The following is a 16,673-nucleotide window of genomic DNA, read 5'->3' on the forward strand; positions in this document are numbered from 1 at the left end:
AGATCTCTTGACGCGCCTATTCCGGCCACAAACAATGGCGCTGCCCCGCTACTTATTTTTTACAGGCAAAGGCGGCGTTGGAAAAACATCGATTGCGTGCGCGACGGCGGTTGCACTTGCGGATCAGGGAAAGCGGGTGCTGCTTGTCAGTACGGATCCTGCATCGAATTTGCAGGACGTTTTTGATGCAGTGCTCACCATGGAGATCACTGAAATCTCTGAAGTTCCGAATCTGTTCGTATCCAATCTGAATCCGGAAGAAGCGGCTGCACGCTACAGAGAAAAAGTGATCGCGCCATATCGAGGTCTGTTGCCGGACGCGGCTGTGAAGCAAATGGAAGAGCAGCTTTCTGGAAGTTGCACCGTAGAAATCGCTGCATTTGACGTCTTTTCGTCGTTGCTGACCAATCGAGCGCTCGACCGAAGCTATGATCACATTCTTTTTGATACGGCGCCCACCGGCCATACGCTGCGCCTTTTGCAGCTGCCAGGTGCATGGAGCGGCTTTCTGAATGAGAACACACAAGGCACATCATGTCTTGGTCCATTAGCCGGCTTAAATGATAAAAAAGAACAATACTTAGAAACCGTCCAGGTACTCGAGGATGAGAAGCGAACGATGCTGATCCTAGTCGCGAGACCGGAACTTTCGACCATTAATGAAGCGGCTCGAGCATCTAGGGAATTAACGAATATTGGCATGAATAATCAGCATTTAGTGATCAATGGGCAGATTGAACAAAGCAAGACTGATGATGCTTTAGCTGCTGCGCTTGTGACTCGTCAGCATGAAGCACTCGCAAATCTGCCGCAGGAACTTCGCACGATTCCGGTGTACCATCTGTTTTTGGCACCTTGTAACATGACCGGCGTACGAAATATTCGTAAGCTTTTGTCCGATCAAGTGATGGGTACACGTGATCAATGGGCGTCCCCGTTCGAAACGAAGAAATCGAAGCAGTACCCTGAGTTGAGTCGATTCATCGATGAATTGATTGAAAGAAAGCAGCGTGTGGTCTTCACGATGGGAAAAGGCGGCGTGGGCAAAACAACATTAGCCCGGACCATTGCCTTGGAACTTGCTGCCCAGGGAGAAAATGTTCATTTAACAACGACAGATCCTGCAGGTCAATGTGACTTCGTTAGCGCAGGAAAATCTCAAAGGATTACCGTGAGCCGGATTGACCCGAAGACAGAAGTTAAAAACTATCGAAAAAAGATTCTGGAACGCTCTCGTGAACAGCTGGATGATGAAGGGCTCGCGTATCTGGAAGAAGATCTGAAATCACCGTGTACGGAAGAAATCGCCGTCTTTCGCGCATTTGCTGAGTTGGTTCAAAAGGCTGATGATACGTATGTAGTCATTGATACGGCACCGTCCGGTCATACGCTACTACTTTTAGATGCAACTGAGGAATATCATCGTGAAATTGCACATGCAGCAGGAACAGTACCCAAATCCATCCAACAGCTTCTCCCGCGGCTCCGCAATCCGGATGAGACGGCAGTAGTAATCGTGATGCTACCGGAACCAACGCCTGTGTTTGAAGCAGAGCGTCTGACTGCTGACTTAGAACGTGCCGGCATTCGGCCATCGTGGTGGGTTGTCAACCAAAGTTTGATGAGGACCCGCACCAATGATCCGTTGCTAAAGAAACGTTCAGTTAACGAGCGCATATGGATCGAGCGTGTAGATCGAAATGCTGGCCATCGGTTAACGGTTATCCCGTGGCAAGAAACGGATGAAGACCATTTTTAAGGGACGGTAAAATGGATTCAAGTATTTTTGTTAGAACATGCTTTCTATGTACACAGGAGTCGGTGCTTCTTTCCTGACTCCATTTTTAGTTTGTTATAATAGAGAAAAGGGGAAACGTAATGGCAGCAATCTTAGCTGTTCTTGTTTTTTTATTAACATTGACGTTTGTTATTTGGCAGCCGAAAAATCTATCGATCGGTTGGTCTGCATGCGGCGGAGCGCTGCTTGCTTTGCTCGTCGGCGTTGTTCGGTTTCAGGATGTCTGGACGGTTGCAGGCATCATATGGAATGCGACACTTGCTTTTGTAGCGATTATTATTATTTCATTGATCTTGGATCGTATCGGTTTCTTTGAGTGGGCGGCGCTGCATATGGCGCGTCTGGCGAACGGTCACGGAATTCGTATGTTTATCTTGATTTCCGTACTCGGCGCGCTCATCTCGGCACTGTTTGCCAATGATGGCGGCGCGCTGATTCTGACGCCGATTGTGCTTGCGATGGTGCGTGCCTTGAACTTTGATGAACGTCGGGTGTTTCCCTTTGTGATCGCCAGTGGGTTTATTGCGGACACGACCTCTTTGCCCCTGGTTGTAAGCAACTTGGTAAATATTGTTTCAGCAGATTTCTTTAGCGTTTCTTTTGGACGCTATGCCATGCATATGCTGATCCCGACACTTTTCTCATTGGCTGCAAGTATTGCCGTCCTTTATTTCTATTTTCGGAAGGACTGGCCACGTACCTATCAATTAACCAATTTGAAGAAGCCGGCTACCGCACTTAAGGATCGTCGTATGTTTCACATTTCCTGGTTCGTGCTGATCGCGCTTGTGGCCGGCTACTTTGTCAGCAGTTTCATTAAAATTCCAGTATCCTTTATTGCTTTGGCGGTTGCGTTTGTGTTTCTTTTTCTTGGAGGCCGAAGCCCTGCGATTCATACCAGAACGATTATAAAAAGTGCACCGTGGAGTATTGTATTTTTTTCTTTAGGCATGTATGTCGTTGTCTATGGTTTAAGAAATGCTGGGATCATTCATCGACTTGCTCGGGTTATTGAGGCAGGTGTCGATGGTGGCCTGCTGACGGGAACAATCGTGATGGGATTTCTCTCAGCAGTGCTGTCGGCGTTGATGAACAACTTGCCGACCGTCATGATCAATGCGCTGTCGATTGATGCATTGCCGGTTGCCGGAGTGATGAAACAGGCACTCGTCTATGCTAATGTTGTCGGTGCCGATCTTGGACCGAAGATGACACCGATCGGGTCGCTCGCAACGTTGCTTTGGCTACACGTCCTTTCAGGAAAAGGCGTGAAAATTGGCTGGGGCTCGTACTTTAAAATCGGAATTGTAATGACGATACCGGTTCTCGTCGTGACGTTAATAGGTGTGTATGTGTCGATGGTTTTGTCGGGTTAATCGCAGACGGTAGGCTAATGGGAGGTTTTCGATAAATTAGCGCATACTCAGGCAAAAGCGCTTGAACAGGCGAGGGTTTATCTTGACAGAAAAAGGGAACTTCGTTACTCTTAACACTAAGAACTGTATTATATTGAGCGTTTTGGAGGAGCCTGTCACATAGGCTCCTTTTTTAATTGTCTTTTTTCCAAAAATAACCAATTGTGTAAGGAGGAAAATCGTGCATTTTATTTTAGAATTAGCGATTATTTTGATTGCAACAAAATTAGCTGGTCATGTGAGTGTTTTGTTAAAACAGCCGGCTGTTCTCGGCGAACTTGTGGTTGGTATCGTGATTGGTCCAGCGCTGCTTGGCTGGATTCCAAATTCGGACACCATCCATCTATTAAGCGAAGTCGGTGTCATTCTACTGATGTTCATTGCAGGACTCGAAACCGACTTGGATGGTCTGCGTCAAAATGCAAGACCCTCTTCAGCTGCGGCGATTGGTGGCATCATCTTCCCGCTTGGCTTCGGATATCTTGCAGGGCTGATCTTAGGCATGGATTTAGCTCACGCTGTTTTCTTAGGATTAATTCTTTCGGCAACTTCCGTGAGTATTACCGTCCAGTCATTGAAAGAAATGGGAAAGCTGCAAACAAGAGAAAGTACCACGATACTAGGGGCGGCCGTTCTCGATGACATTCTAGTCATTATTCTGTTAGCTTTTGCCATGAGCTTCTTCGGGGAATCCGATCAAAGCACACTGCTTGTGATTGGTGAAAAAGTACTGTTCTTCGCTTCTATTATTCTGATTAGTTGGAAGGGACTTCCGATGGTGATGAGCTGGTTCGGTAAAATGAAAGTCAGTGAACCGTTACTTAGCGGTGCACTCATTCTTTGCCTGCTTTTTGCCTACTACGCTGATCTACTTGGTGTTGCGGGAATTATCGGTGCTTTTATCGCCGGTGCGGCAATTGCGCAAACTCAGTACAGTAAAACAATCGAGCATAAAATTGAGCCGGTTGCCTACGGCGTGTTTGTTCCCATTTTTTTCGTCAGTATCGGACTAAACGTTTCTTTCTCAGGGCTTAACGAGCAGATTTGGTTTATTGTGGCGATTTCGCTCTTGGCTGTTTTTTCAAAACTGGCCGGCTCTGGCATTGGTGCTTATTTGACTGGATTTGATTTCCATGGGTCGGCGCGGGTCGGCGCTGGGATGATTTCCAGAGGTGAGGTCGCCTTGATCCTAGCCAAAATAGGATTGGACGCCAAGCTTCTCGCTGAAGAATTTTTCACACCGCTGATTGTCGTCGTTATGGTGACCACACTTGTCACGCCGCCTTTACTGAAGGTCCTGTTTGAAAATGAGCACACTCAAGTGAATACCACTGAGAAATAAAGGGTGATGAAAAAGTGAAGAACTTGACCTATGAGGTGAACAAATCACAAATTTATTTGAAAGAACAAGACGATGCAGGAGATTGTGCATTTATGATTCAGGCAAAGACCAATGATGCGCTGAATCGCTTGCGTCAAATGAAGATTTTTTTTGAGAGCGACAAAGTCTCAACAGACATTTTGTTTTATCCGCAAAAAGACAAGGTGTATCAAGTGATTGTCCGAAAGGAAGTTTACACTGCGTTCATTGTTCACTTATTTCAACTTCAGCTGCTGAAAACAGTTCAATGGAACGGGATAGCATGAAGATCCGCACACGGCTAAAGAGAAGAGAAAACCAACAGGAGGCAGAGCAGCATGGGGAATGAATCGTTACTTGCAATTGGTATCTTTGTACTGACCTATGGACTGATTATTGCTGAAAAAATTCATCGAACGATCATCGCGATGATCGGCGGCGGACTAATGATTGTATTGGGGATCGTCAGTCAGCACGTGGCATTAGCACATATTGACTTTAATACATTGGGCTTGCTGATCGGAATGATGATCATCGTATCAATCACAGCGGAAACCGGATTATTTAAATTCATTGCACTTTGGGCAGCAAAAAAAGTAGGCGGCAGGCCGGTCGCTCTTCTTGTTGTTTTTTCGTTGATTACTGCACTGGGCTCTTCGTTTCTGGACAATGTAACTACAGTTTTGCTGATGGTGCCGGTGACCTTCAGTATTTCAAGAGCACTTAAGGTTTCTCCGATTCCGTTTCTTATTTCAGAGATACTTATGTCGAATATCGGGGGAACAGCAACGATGATCGGCGACCCTCCGAACATCATGATCGGTAGTGCGGTTAAAAGCCTTAGCTTTATGGATTTTATCACGAATCTTGCACCGGTGATCATTATCATTATGGTTCTCACCTTGCTAATTCTTCGGTTTATATATCGTAAACAATTAACAACAACTGATGAAGCGCGGGAACAGATTGCCGCTCTGGATCCGAGCAGTGAGATTGTGGATCGACTATTGCTAATTAAATCTTTAGCTGTCTTGTTGCTGACCATTTCAGGGTTCTTTCTGCATCAGGCATTGGGGTTGGAGACGGCAACTGTGGCGCTGATGGGTGCTTTTCTTCTGCTCCTTTTATCCGGAGAGAAGCAACTTGAACGTGCGTTCCATCAGGTGGAATGGACAACAATTTTTTTCTTTGTTGGGTTATTTGTTCTTGTTGGCGGATTAGAGGAGACCGGGATGATACGTTTGCTTGCAGAGCAAGTGATCCAATTGACCGGAGGCAATCTTGCACCGGCAACTTTTTTAATTTTGTGGATGAGCGGTTTTGCATCCGCATTTATCGATAATATTCCATTTGTAGCGACAATGATTCCCTTGATTCAGGACATGGGCCAAATGGGAGTCAATGATCTGGAACCAATTTGGTGGAGCCTTTCTCTGGGAGCCTGTCTTGGAGGAAATGGAATGCTGATTGGAGCAAGTGCAAATTTAATTGTTGCCGGTTTATCTGGGAAAGAGGGCTATCCAATCACCTTTCTAAGATTTATGAAAATCGGATTACCCGTAATGATTTTGTCACTGGTAATCTCAACGGTTTACATTTATTTTAGGTACTTAACGTAATCGATTGCTGGAATAAAGGAAAACAGCATTAATGTTGTTTTTGAAAACGATACGCGATGAATAGGAAAACGTTTTGAATCAAACCGGTGCAAATTTGTAACTTTGTCGTTGAAAAAGCCGTGTGGTATGGGTAGAGAGGACTTTTGCTAAGCGGCATTTCATTGTATAATAACTGAAACCACATAAATGGAGGTGAGTCTATGCAAATAAAAGACAGCGATTTTCATCAATTGTTTGAACTGGTCACCGATACACGAAAAGTGATTTTGAATTTTAAAGATTCTGTGGACAAGCGCTTTGAAGCGGTGGATGAACGTTTCGATCAAGTGGACAAGCGCTTTGAAGCGGTGGATGAACGTTTTGATCAAGTGGACAAACGTTTTGAAGCGGTGGATGAACGTTTCGATCAAGTGGACAAACGTTTTGAAGCGGTGGATGAACGTTTTGATCAAGTGGACAAGCGCTTTGAAGCGGTGGATGAACGTTTTGATCAAATGGATAAACGTTTTGAAGCGGTGGATGAACGTTTTGATCAAGTGGACAAGCGCTTTGAAGCGGTGGATGAACGTTTTGATCAAATGGATAAACGTTTTGAAGCGGTGGATGAACGTTTCGACAAGATCGACAAGCATTTTGACACTGTTGATCGCCGATTGAGCAACCTTGAAACCGCTCAATTAGAAACCAATGCACGTCTCTCAAAACTCGAAGCAGGTCAACACAAAACAACGCAGGCACTGACGGCTATTGCTGATGTTCTAAGGGAACACGCAAAATAACTCATGCGTATTAAACGTCATGAATAGCAATAGCACACCATTTCTTTAATTTACTCGACCCTTCCTCTGCAATAAGAATCACATTTGATGTGCGCTCTTCAAGTCCTTATTTTATCTTCAGAAATCGTACTGCGTACATTCGAGCGTCTCGCATAAAACAATCCCTTTTCTAATTGAACTCATTGATAATCATGCAGCCAGGCTTGATGCAAGCGTTGGATGCCCTTTTTGATTTCTTCTGGAGACAATCCGCCGTAGCCAAGCAGAACGGAGGTTTGAAGCTCCTTTTTGTGAAGAACGGCAGAGACTTCGTACACAAGAACACCGACCGATTTCGCCTTCTCAATCAGCACAGCGGCGGGGACTTTACTCTTCACATGGAGGACAATGTGGAGCCCTGCGTCCTGACCGCTTACTGCACAATGGTTACCCATGACCGACTGAATTTCGTTTAAGAGCAGCGCTTGTTTTTTCTTGTACAGCGTCCGCATCCTGCGGATATGCTGCTCCCATTTCCCACTTCTCATAAATAGAGCAAGCGTCTGTTGATGCAGCCGCGACGCACTTTGCCGCCATTCTAGCTGTTGATAGGTGCCGAGAAGTTCGGGCGGCAAGACCATGTAGCTGATTCGAATCGCCGGCATCAGTGATTTAGAAAACGTGCCGATGTAGATGACCCGATTGTGCTCATCAATGCCTTGAAGTGAGGGGATCGGTTTACCTCGATAGCGAAACTCGCCATCATAATCATCTTCAATGATCCATCGCGCCTGCTTGTTGGCCCAGTCGAGCAGCTGAATGCGGTTTGTGATCGGCATCACCATGCCTAATGGATACTGATGTGATGGCGTGATGTAGACCGCATCAACGGGTGCATGCGTTAATTTGTTGATGGACAGACCTTCCTTTTCAACGCTGATCGGTACCAGTTGGATCGGTCGTTTTTGAAGCGAGCGGCGCACGCCTTGATAACCAGGATCCTCCATTGCAATCCGACCGGTTTTCCAATCGATAAGCTGGTAGAGTAGCGCAAGTATGGACGGAGTTCCAGCAGCGATGACAATTTGTTCCGGCATGCATTGGACGCCGCGCGAGCGATGCAAGTAGCCGGCAAGCAATTCTCTGAGGCTAGCTTCGCCTTGATAAGCGCCGTATCCGATCACACTTGGATCTTCAAACAGCCTCTGCTCACATTTCCGCCATGCATTGAGTGGAAAATGGCTGACATCAATCGCGGACATAAAGAAGTCGATGTCAGGCGCTTTTTCACTTGTCCGGTTAAGCTGCTTAGGCTTGATTGTGCGCATCGAACCGGCGGAACGGTTCAGGAACGGGTGATCCATTTTTGCGACAAAATAGCCGCTGCGTGGTCTGCTTTCAAGATAACCTTCCGCGAGCAGCTGCTGGTAGGCCATTTGTACAGTGGTTTTGCTGAGTGCGAGCTGATCTGCCAGATAGCGGATCGAGGGAAGCCGCGTCTGTTCCGGTAAGCCGGCCAACTCAATCTCGCGCTTAAAGTATGCGTAGAGCTGCAGATACAACGGTTCGTTTAAGTGATCATCAAGTTTCGGAATAATTTCCATTACCTTTTCTCCTCTGTACCGGTTAATTTATGCTAATCTGTATCTTTTAAAGGATACAGTGGTTTATATAATATTATAAATGATCAGAATAAAAAAGGCGGTGGTTGACATGCGTGCATTGCGAAAAAAGGCGCTGGAATGTAAGGATACGGATAAAATTAACCAATTTTTAATCAATTCCGAGATTGGGTTTCTAGGCGTTGCCGATGAGGAATACCCTTATGTGGTTCCGCTTAATTATATCTGGCACAAAGATAGAATCTACTTTCATGGCGCGAATGCGGGGAAAAAGGCCGAGCTAATGCGTGCGAATTCCAAGGTTTCCTTCACGGTTTGCGAGGAACTGGGCATCATGACGAGTCCAGTGCCGGCACACACGAGCACCGCATACATGAGTGTGATGATCTTTGGACAAGTGAAGCAGATCGCGGATTGGGATGAAGCGACGGAGGTCATGCAGAAGCTATTAGATAAATATGTTCCGGGTTACTTTGACCGTCCGCTCGCACGCAGTCATGTCGAGAAGTATCGTTCAAAACTGGGCAGCCCGACCACTGTTTACTGCCTGACTCCGGATGTGCTGACGGCAAAAGAGAGTCCGCTTGAGTCGGGACGGAAGTTTGAAGCGGGGATGAAGGCCAGGAAAAAATAAAGGAACGTGGCGGCTGCGCAAGGCATGCTTTGCAGAAGGCATGTTAAAATGAATAAAACGAATCTGCAAAGAGGGATACTCCATGAAAGCATTTTACATTGAAAAGGCACATGCAACCATGCGCTATAATGATTTTCCAGGGCGAGATCAACCGATTGTCTTTATTCATGGACTCGGATGTGCCGGATCATTTGACTATCCTCAAGTCGCGGCTCAGGCAGAACTTCAAAAACATCGCTGCATTATCGTTGACCTTCTAGGGGCCGGCTACAGTGACAAACCGCCGGATTTCAGTTATACCGTAAGCGCACATGCAGAATATCTGGCTGACTTTGTTGCTGCACTTCATTTGCATGATTTCGTGCTGTTCGGGCACAGTTTAGGCGGAGCGATTGCAATCGCACTTGCCGGCAAGTGCCAGGAACGGGTGAATCGCCTCCTTTTGAGTGAAGCAAATCTAGACAAAAGCAGTGAGGGATCAACCAGTAAATGTATTGCTGATTATGAAGAAGATCAATTTCTGAAAAATGGATTTGAAACGTTAATTCAAGACAGCCGCGCGAGCGGAAATCAAATGTGGGCAGCCTCCTTGTCCCTATGGTCGCGCGAAGCGGCCTATCGTCTTTCAAAGTCGGCGGCAAAAGGAGTCGAGCCTTCGTGGCGAAAACAATTCTATGCGCTGGATTGCCCAAAAACATTTCTTTTTGGCGCGAAGTCCCTTCCAGACCCGGATGAACAGATGCTTCGACAGCAGGGCATTGGCGTTGATGTGGTAAAAAATGCCGGGCACTCCATGGCTTGGGAGAATCCAAGCGGGCTGGCTCGGGCAATTGCCAAGGGGATCACGACCTAATCAATCGTGCGGCAATCGTTTCAATCGAAACATCTGAAAATGGTATTGACAACCGTTTCGGTTGGTGTTTAAATTATACGTAATCTCATTTGAAGGGAACGTTAAATGATGCAGACTTGGCAATGGTTTGAAAAAGACTATTACGGCTTCTATTACTACTTTAGGTAGCGTTCGTATCCGCTTCGGGTGCGAACGCAAGATTGCGTGAGCGTCTGAAGTTGGGAAGCTGTAATAGGCAGGCCAACTTAGATGCGAAGTAACTTCGATCTAATTGGTTGCCATTGCAAGTGGAAGAGCATCTTTATTTGGCGTTGTTATAAAACCAGTTGGGTCAATAGATCCGGCTGGTTTATTTTTTTTTTCAGAGAAACAGAAGGGATGAATGAAATGAATCGATCAAACAAAGTCAGACTCAGTCTTATTTTGTATCTGAATTACTTTGTTCACGGCATTGGGCTGATTATTTTGACGCAGAATATGAAGACATTGAGTGGTGAGTGGGGCACGCCGCTTGCCGTCGTTTCTTTTGCAATTTCTGGAATGGGCATTGGCAAGCTGATCGCCTATTACGCACTGGGCAGCTTATCGGATCGTTACGGCCGCAAGGCGTTAGTTGTTTTCGGCATGGGCTTGTATGTGGTCTTTTTTTTCGGTATAACGCTCACGCATGATTTTCATATCGCCTATTTGTTGACCATTCTGGCCGGCATGGCAAATTCAGCGCTGGATTCGGGAACCTATCCAACTTTCCTTGAGATGAACGGTAATAACGGGGCTTACAATATCTTGATCAAGGCCGCCATGTCGCTCGGTGAATTTGTTCTGCCCATCTATATTGGGCTTAATGAAAATCTAGGCGGCTGGTACGGCATGAGCTTTATCATCACCGGTGCGATTTTGCTTATCAATTTGATCTTGATCAGTCGGACCAAGTTCCCGCAGCGGCCAAAAACAGAAAAACAAATCAGCCAGCGTCTGTTCAGTGAACGATTGACCGCACCGAAAATCGGCATGCTCATAATTCTGTCAATCTATGGCTACACGTCAATGGCCGTGATGATTTTGTTTACTCAGTGGATTACCCTTTATGGGATCGATTTTTTGGGAATGAACAACCTTCAGGCGCATTTTCTGCTGTCGCTATACAGTATGGGATCGATTATCGGCGTACTCTTGATTTTCAGCATTCTTCAACGCGGGTTGATTCGCGACATCCGCTTAATTGTGGGATTGAACGGCTTATCTGTGCTTAATCTGCTGGTCATCTGCTTTTCAACGCATCCGCTGCTCGTCAGTATCACCTCTTTTCTTTTCGGAGTCACGGCAGCCGGTGGTGTCATGCAGGTTGGACTGAACATTTTCAGCGCCATGTTCCCACATGCAAAAGGGCGCGTCACCGGCATTTATTTCTCATTCGGCAGCATCGCATTATTTACCGTACCGATCATTACCGGCATGCTGTCGAAAATCAGCACGGCTGCCGCCTTGCGTTTTGATATCGTGCTCGCACTCATTTCCCTAGTCATCTGGGTGATCGGACATCGTCTGATGGATAGCATTGAATCGTCAGATCTTAGCCGTGAACGCAGGCAAATCAATAGCATTGATTTCTTCATTCTGAAGCTGTTGCAGCGGCGTTTTAAGCATGTGCGGGCGATCGGTTTGAAAAAAATCCAGCAAAACGGTACGATTTTCGATTCGGCACGGGAAAAAGAAATTCTTGATAAAATTGAACAAAAGATCCGTGATAAAGAAAACAGCAGATACTACCAATCCATTTTTAAGAGTATTATGACCAGCTCGAAAAACTATCAATCCGAGGTTCAAGAGAAAGGAAGAGTTCAATGATCTACTTAACAGCCGGCGAATCACACGGGCCGGAACTGACCGGGGTGATCGAAGGATTCCCGGCAGGATTAACTTTGTCGGTTGAAAAAATAAATGAGAAATTGCATGCACGCCAGTGTGGGTACGGCCGCGGCTATCGGCAAAAAATTGAAAAAGACGAGGTGAAAATCACATCCGGTGTGCGTCACGGCGTCACGCTCGGCTCACCGATTACGTTGCGCATTGCCAATATCGATCACAAACATTGGGGCGAGGTCATGAAGCCAGTCGGTGCACCGGACCCTGAGGTCGCGATGCGGGAAGTCAAGAAGCCGCGTCCCGGGCATGCCGATCTGGTCGGCGGCATGAAATACGGACATCGCGATTTGCGTAATGTTCTGGAACGGTCTTCAGCACGTGAAACAGCAATGCGTGTTGCGATCGGTGCGGTTTGCACGCAACTGCTCAATCAGTTGGGAATAACGATTGCCGGATATGTGCGCAGCATTGGTCCAATCGAAGCCGATGGCGAGCGCTTGCTTTCTCCAGATGAAATTGAACAGGCGATCGCACTGAACGATCTGCGCATCGTTGATCAGGACAAGGTTGAGCAGATCCATGAATTCATCGATCGAATGAAAAAAGCGGGCGATACTCTCGGAGGCGTCGTTCGTGTCGTCGCCTCGAACGTACCTGCCGGTCTTGGCAGCTACATCAGCTGGAATGAAAAATTGGATGCCAAAATCGCTGCCGCAGTGCTGGGGATTAATGCCTTTAAAGGGGTCTCATTCGGCGACGGTTTCGAGCTGAGCAGACGCTCCGGAAGTAACGTGATGGATCAGATCTATTGGGATAAGGAGCAAGGCTGGTACCGAAGCAGTGACCATCTTGGCGGATTCGAAGGCGGAATGACCAACGGCATGCCGATTATTGTCAATGCGGCGATGAAACCGATCCCGACGCTCTATAAGCCGCTGCACAGTGTAGCGATCGACAGCAAGGAAGAACAAAAAGCAAGCATTGAGCGCTCGGATGTGACGGCAATTGTCCCGGCATCACTGATCATTGAATCGGTTGTTGCCATTGAACTGTGCAAAATCATTCTCGATACGTTTGACTGCAGTCGTTTTCATCGCTTGAAGAAGCAATACAACGACTATTGCGAGGAACTGAAAAACTATTAAATCATTGTCTCGTTGTGTGTCATAGACTGGGGACAGCGTGAAGGAGTGCTGAGCGTGATTATCCATACTTTAGGACCTGCAGAAACGGACAGTTGCGAAGCGGCATCGGATTATCTTCGGCATCAGTGTGACAAGGGAACTCTTGTACTTCATGACAGCTTCGAGTCCGTGATCAATCATTTGGATGCGTTTGTGGGCGATTTTCTGCTTATACCGGCAGCATTTAAATCCTCGCGTAGAAACATTGATTGGGCGGACGTTCATTACGGCTGTTTGGAGCAGTTGAAACTGGTCGACTGTTTTCACGCTCAACTTGATCCGCTTGTATTAGTCCGCAGGAAGGATGCGGCTCATGCCATTGCCTATACACATCCGGCAACAGCCGCCTTATTAAAGAAGTATTTGCAGAACAGTGACCGCTCGGTGGAAATTCGTTACACGGACAGCAAATATTTAGCTTACCAGAACTATCGGTTAAACCACGCTCAACTTGTTGTGACCAACAAGAAAATCATCAGTCTTGGCGAGCAAGAAACGATTGAAAAAACCTATGCGGTTGATATGGTTTGGTGCGTATACAAAATACTGAAGCGATCAAGGTGAATGTCAGATGAAAAAGTTAACAACAACGATTCGGAGAGGGCTTCATGGACAGCTCCATGTTCCAGGGGATAAGAGCATTTCCCACCGCAGTATCATTTTCGGTGCGATCAGCAGCGGCGTGACTGAAGTCAACAATTTTTTGCCGTCCGAGGACTGTCTCACAACGATTCAGGCGTTTCGGGACATGGGTGTCGTGATCGAACGCAGCAGCGACCATGTTCGTGTTCATGGCACACCGAATGGTCTGAAGCTGCCGCGCCATCCGCTGAATATGGGCAATTCCGGGACGACAACCCGTCTTCTGCTCGGCTTACTAAGCGGGCAACAGTTTACGACGGAGCTATTTGGCGACGCATCGCTAAGCAGGCGGCCAATGCGACGGGTCACTGAGCCGCTTTCTCAAGCCGGTGCACGTTTTCAAGTCGGCGAAAAAGGGACGCTGCCCATTACTGTTTTTGGACAGCGAAATCTCAAAACACTCAACTACCGTTTACCGGTCGCCAGCGCTCAAGTGAAAAGTGCCTTGATTTTGGCCGCATTGCAGACGTGCGGTGAATCGACCATCATTGAGAAACTGCAAACCCGAGATCACACGGAACGGATGCTCAAGGCTTTTGGTGGCGAGATTTATCAGCATGGACGGACGATTCAAGTGATGGGGAAGCCGCAACTGACCGGGCAAAACGTTACGGTACCGGGCGATATGTCTTCAGCCGCCTTCTTTCTTACTGCGGCGGCACTGCTTCCGGGCAGCGAGGTGACGTTGAAAAATGTTGGGCTTAATCCGACACGTACCGGTTTCCTGGATGTATTAAAACGCATGGGGGCTTCCGTCGACGTGCTTAACGAAAAGAAGCAGGTGGAGCCGTCCGGTGATCTGCGGGTGCGCCATGCCCATTTAAAAGCAATTCATCTGTCACAGGAAGAGATTCCGAGTGTTATTGATGAACTGCCTTTGGTCGCCCTGCTGGCTACTCAGGCGAAAGGAACAACGACCATTACCGGTGCGGAAGAGCTACGCGTCAAAGAAACGGATCGTATTGCGGTGGTTGCCGAAGAACTGACGAAACTTGGTGCGCGCATCGAAGAACTGCCAGATGGTTTGATCATTCATGGACAGACGGCATTGAACCCTCAGATGAGTGATCGGGTCGATACACATGGCGATCATCGTATCGGGATGATGCTGGCGGTTGCGGCGCTTCTCTGCGACAATTCGCTTTATTTGGAAAACGAGGCGGCAATTAATATTTCCTATCCCGGTTTTTTTGACGATCTTAAGCAGCTTTGCGAAGAGGGGACTGCGGAGCGATGAAAACGATTTTAATCGATGGCTTGGGACTTATTGGCGGATCGATTGCGCTGGCGATTCGCAAGAAATGGCCGGATGAGCGGATTGTTGCTGTCGATGTCAGCCCCGATGTGCTTGAGCACGCAAAACGGTCCGGAATCATTGATGAGGGTTCGCTGCAGCTTAACGAAGTTGCCGCCAACGCCGATGTGATCGTGCTGTCTGCACCGGTCGGGATTATTATTGACCATATCAAAACGCTTGCAGAACTGAGCCTGAAACCTGAAGTCATTGTGACCGACGTCGGCAGTACGAAGCAAGCGATCATGCAGCACGCACAGAAACTTACGGAAAAAAAGGTTATTTTTATCGGCGGGCATCCGATGGCCGGCTGGCACAAGACGACGATACGTGCTGCCCGTGCAGATTTGTTTCAGAGTGCCTATTATTTTCTGATCAACGATACGCTGATTGATGAGCGGCATCAAGCGGCTGCCCGTGCGCTGCAAGAGCTGCTGTCCGAATTGTCCGTCAAATGGCTGACGGTTTCCGCCAGCCGGCATGATCGGATCGTGGCACAGATCAGTCACCTCCCGCATATCTTGGCTTCCGGATTGGTGAACATGTCCCAGAATGAATTTCGAAATTCGCCGCTTTCGTTGAAATTGGCTGCAGGAGGATTCAAGAGCATTACACGGATCGCTTCGTCTGATCCAACGATGTGGACAGACATTCTGCTCAGCAATCGCGAAACGCTTATTGATAAAATTGATCGGTTTAGCCAGTGTTTGGATGAGGTTAGACAAGCACTAGCGGCTTCCGACCGTGAATCGATCCGGACGTTTTTTAAAGAAGCGAAAGTCACGCGCGACAATCTTAATGCACAGACCGGCGCGCATGCACCGAACTTTTACGACTTATTTCTTAATCTCCCGGATTGCATTGGTTCGCTAGCCCGCGTAACGCGGATTTTAGAGCATGCAAAGATCAATTTAGTAAATATTCATATTCTGGAAATCCGTGAAGACGTGGCCGGGGTGCTGCAGTTGTCATTTTCCAATCAGGAAGACCGGTTGCAGGCAAAATGTGAACTGGACCGGCACGGATTACCAACCATCCGAGGTGACCAATAATGGCGCAATGCATTTTAATCGGCTTCATGGGCAGCGGCAAAACGACGGTCGGTCGTCTCATGGCGGAGACGACCCATACGCCGCATTTGGATTTGGATGAGCTGATTGTTGCTCAATCCGGCCAGTCGATCAATCAAATTTTTGCCGCGCATGGCGAAGCATACTTTCGCGATCTTGAATCGCAAGTGCTGCGCTCGGCAATGCAGGCTGAGGGCATCCTATCGACAGGTGGAGGCACACCGGTTCGTGAAGAAAACAGGAAGATTTTGGTGCAATCAGGTATTCCGGTTATTTTCCTGAAAGCCTCACCGGAAGTTATTCGCGCTCGGTTGAAGGAAGCATCGGACCGGCCGCTACTGCGCAAACTGTCTGCCCAGCAGTTCGTACACTTGCATGAGGAGCGCGAGGCGTATTATGCGCAGGCAGCTGATTTGACGGTCGTTACAAATCATAGGAAGCCCGCAGACATTGTCCGTGAAATCTTAACACGCGCAGACTTATTAGAGTCCAAGAGAAAATAAGCCAACACAAACAGATCGGAATAAATCCAAAATAAACCAAAGCCGAGGCGAAGGC

The 16,673-nt window shown here is 47.5% G+C and carries 15 protein-coding genes; 14 read left to right on the forward strand and 1 reads right to left on the reverse strand.

All coding sequences use genetic code 11. The features are described from left to right. Positions 1-7 precede the first annotated feature (7 nt). The 6 genes from arsA (at position 8) to K7399_RS14850 (ending at position 6,971) form a co-directional block, all read left to right on the forward strand. Positions 8-1,759, forward strand: a complete 1,752-nt coding sequence (arsA, locus tag K7399_RS14825) for an arsenical pump-driving ATPase (RefSeq protein WP_028976926.1) — start codon at positions 8-10, stop codon at positions 1,757-1,759. 119 nt (positions 1,760-1,878) lie between these two features. Next, entirely contained in the window at positions 1,879-3,174 is a 1,296-nt protein-coding gene (locus tag K7399_RS14830; protein ID WP_028976927.1) for an arsenic transporter, read from the forward strand. Between the two features lie 220 nt (positions 3,175-3,394). After that, positions 3,395-4,555: a cation:proton antiporter gene (locus K7399_RS14835; protein ID WP_028976928.1), complete on the forward strand. Its 1,161-nt coding sequence runs from the start codon at positions 3,395-3,397 to the stop codon at positions 4,553-4,555. A 14-nt stretch (positions 4,556-4,569) separates the two neighbouring features. After that, entirely contained in the window at positions 4,570-4,860 is a 291-nt protein-coding gene (locus tag K7399_RS14840) for a hypothetical protein (protein ID WP_010025172.1), read from the forward strand. 51 nt (positions 4,861-4,911) lie between these two features. Further along, positions 4,912-6,192, forward strand: a complete 1,281-nt coding sequence (locus K7399_RS14845) for an ArsB/NhaD family transporter (protein WP_028976929.1) — start codon at positions 4,912-4,914, stop codon at positions 6,190-6,192. Positions 6,193-6,392: 200 nt separating this feature from the next. Next, positions 6,393-6,971 carry a coiled-coil domain-containing protein gene (locus K7399_RS14850; RefSeq protein ID WP_128165975.1) on the forward strand — a complete coding sequence of 193 codons (579 nt, stop codon included), beginning with the start codon at positions 6,393-6,395 and terminating at the stop codon, positions 6,969-6,971. 179 nt (positions 6,972-7,150) lie between these two features. Here K7399_RS14850 and pdxR read toward each other — a convergent pair whose 3' ends face one another. Beyond that, positions 7,151-8,554, reverse strand: a complete 1,404-nt coding sequence (gene pdxR / locus K7399_RS14855) for a MocR-like pyridoxine biosynthesis transcription factor PdxR (protein WP_028976930.1) — start codon at positions 8,552-8,554, stop codon at positions 7,151-7,153. 109 nt (positions 8,555-8,663) lie between these two features. On the opposite strand from pdxR, the gene K7399_RS14860 reads away from it, so the two are divergent. From K7399_RS14860 to K7399_RS14895, 8 genes are all read left to right on the forward strand, one after another. Continuing rightward, positions 8,664-9,206 carry a pyridoxamine 5'-phosphate oxidase family protein gene (locus tag K7399_RS14860; protein ID WP_028976931.1) on the forward strand — a complete coding sequence of 181 codons (543 nt, stop codon included), beginning with the start codon at positions 8,664-8,666 and terminating at the stop codon, positions 9,204-9,206. Between the two features lie 82 nt (positions 9,207-9,288). Beyond that, a complete protein-coding gene (locus K7399_RS14865; protein WP_028976932.1) occupies positions 9,289-10,059 on the forward strand; it encodes an alpha/beta fold hydrolase in 771 nt (256 codons plus the stop codon). A gap of 387 nt (positions 10,060-10,446) precedes the next feature. Continuing rightward, positions 10,447-11,907, forward strand: coding sequence for an MFS transporter (locus tag K7399_RS14870; RefSeq protein ID WP_128165976.1), 1,461 nt, complete (start codon positions 10,447-10,449; stop codon positions 11,905-11,907). Continuing rightward, the gene (gene aroC, locus K7399_RS14875) at positions 11,904-13,070 is read left to right on the forward strand and encodes a chorismate synthase (protein ID WP_128165977.1); all 1,167 of its coding nucleotides are present in this window, start codon (positions 11,904-11,906) and stop codon (positions 13,068-13,070) included. Before K7399_RS14870 ends, aroC begins: the two co-directional genes overlap by 4 nt. A gap of 54 nt (positions 13,071-13,124) precedes the next feature. Beyond that, positions 13,125-13,673 (forward strand): hypothetical protein, encoded by a 549-nt coding sequence (locus tag K7399_RS14880; protein ID WP_128165978.1) that lies wholly within the window; start codon positions 13,125-13,127, stop codon positions 13,671-13,673. Positions 13,674-13,680: 7 nt separating this feature from the next. Further along, complete coding sequence (gene aroA, locus K7399_RS14885) at positions 13,681-14,988, forward strand: 3-phosphoshikimate 1-carboxyvinyltransferase (RefSeq protein WP_128165979.1); 1,308 nt, start codon at positions 13,681-13,683, stop codon at positions 14,986-14,988. Beyond that, positions 14,985-16,097, forward strand: a complete 1,113-nt coding sequence (locus tag K7399_RS14890; protein ID WP_128165980.1) for a prephenate dehydrogenase — start codon at positions 14,985-14,987, stop codon at positions 16,095-16,097. The genes aroA and K7399_RS14890 overlap by 4 nt, the downstream gene beginning before the upstream one ends. Then, positions 16,097-16,618 (forward strand): shikimate kinase, encoded by a 522-nt coding sequence (locus K7399_RS14895; RefSeq protein WP_128165981.1) that lies wholly within the window; start codon positions 16,097-16,099, stop codon positions 16,616-16,618. Before K7399_RS14890 ends, K7399_RS14895 begins: the two co-directional genes overlap by 1 nt. Positions 16,619-16,673: the final 55 nt, after the last annotated feature.

Origin of the sequence: Sporolactobacillus terrae, assembly GCF_019930545.1 — a bacterium.
In the GTDB taxonomy this organism is placed as follows: Bacteria; Bacillota; Bacilli; order Bacillales; family Sporolactobacillaceae; genus Sporolactobacillus; species Sporolactobacillus terrae.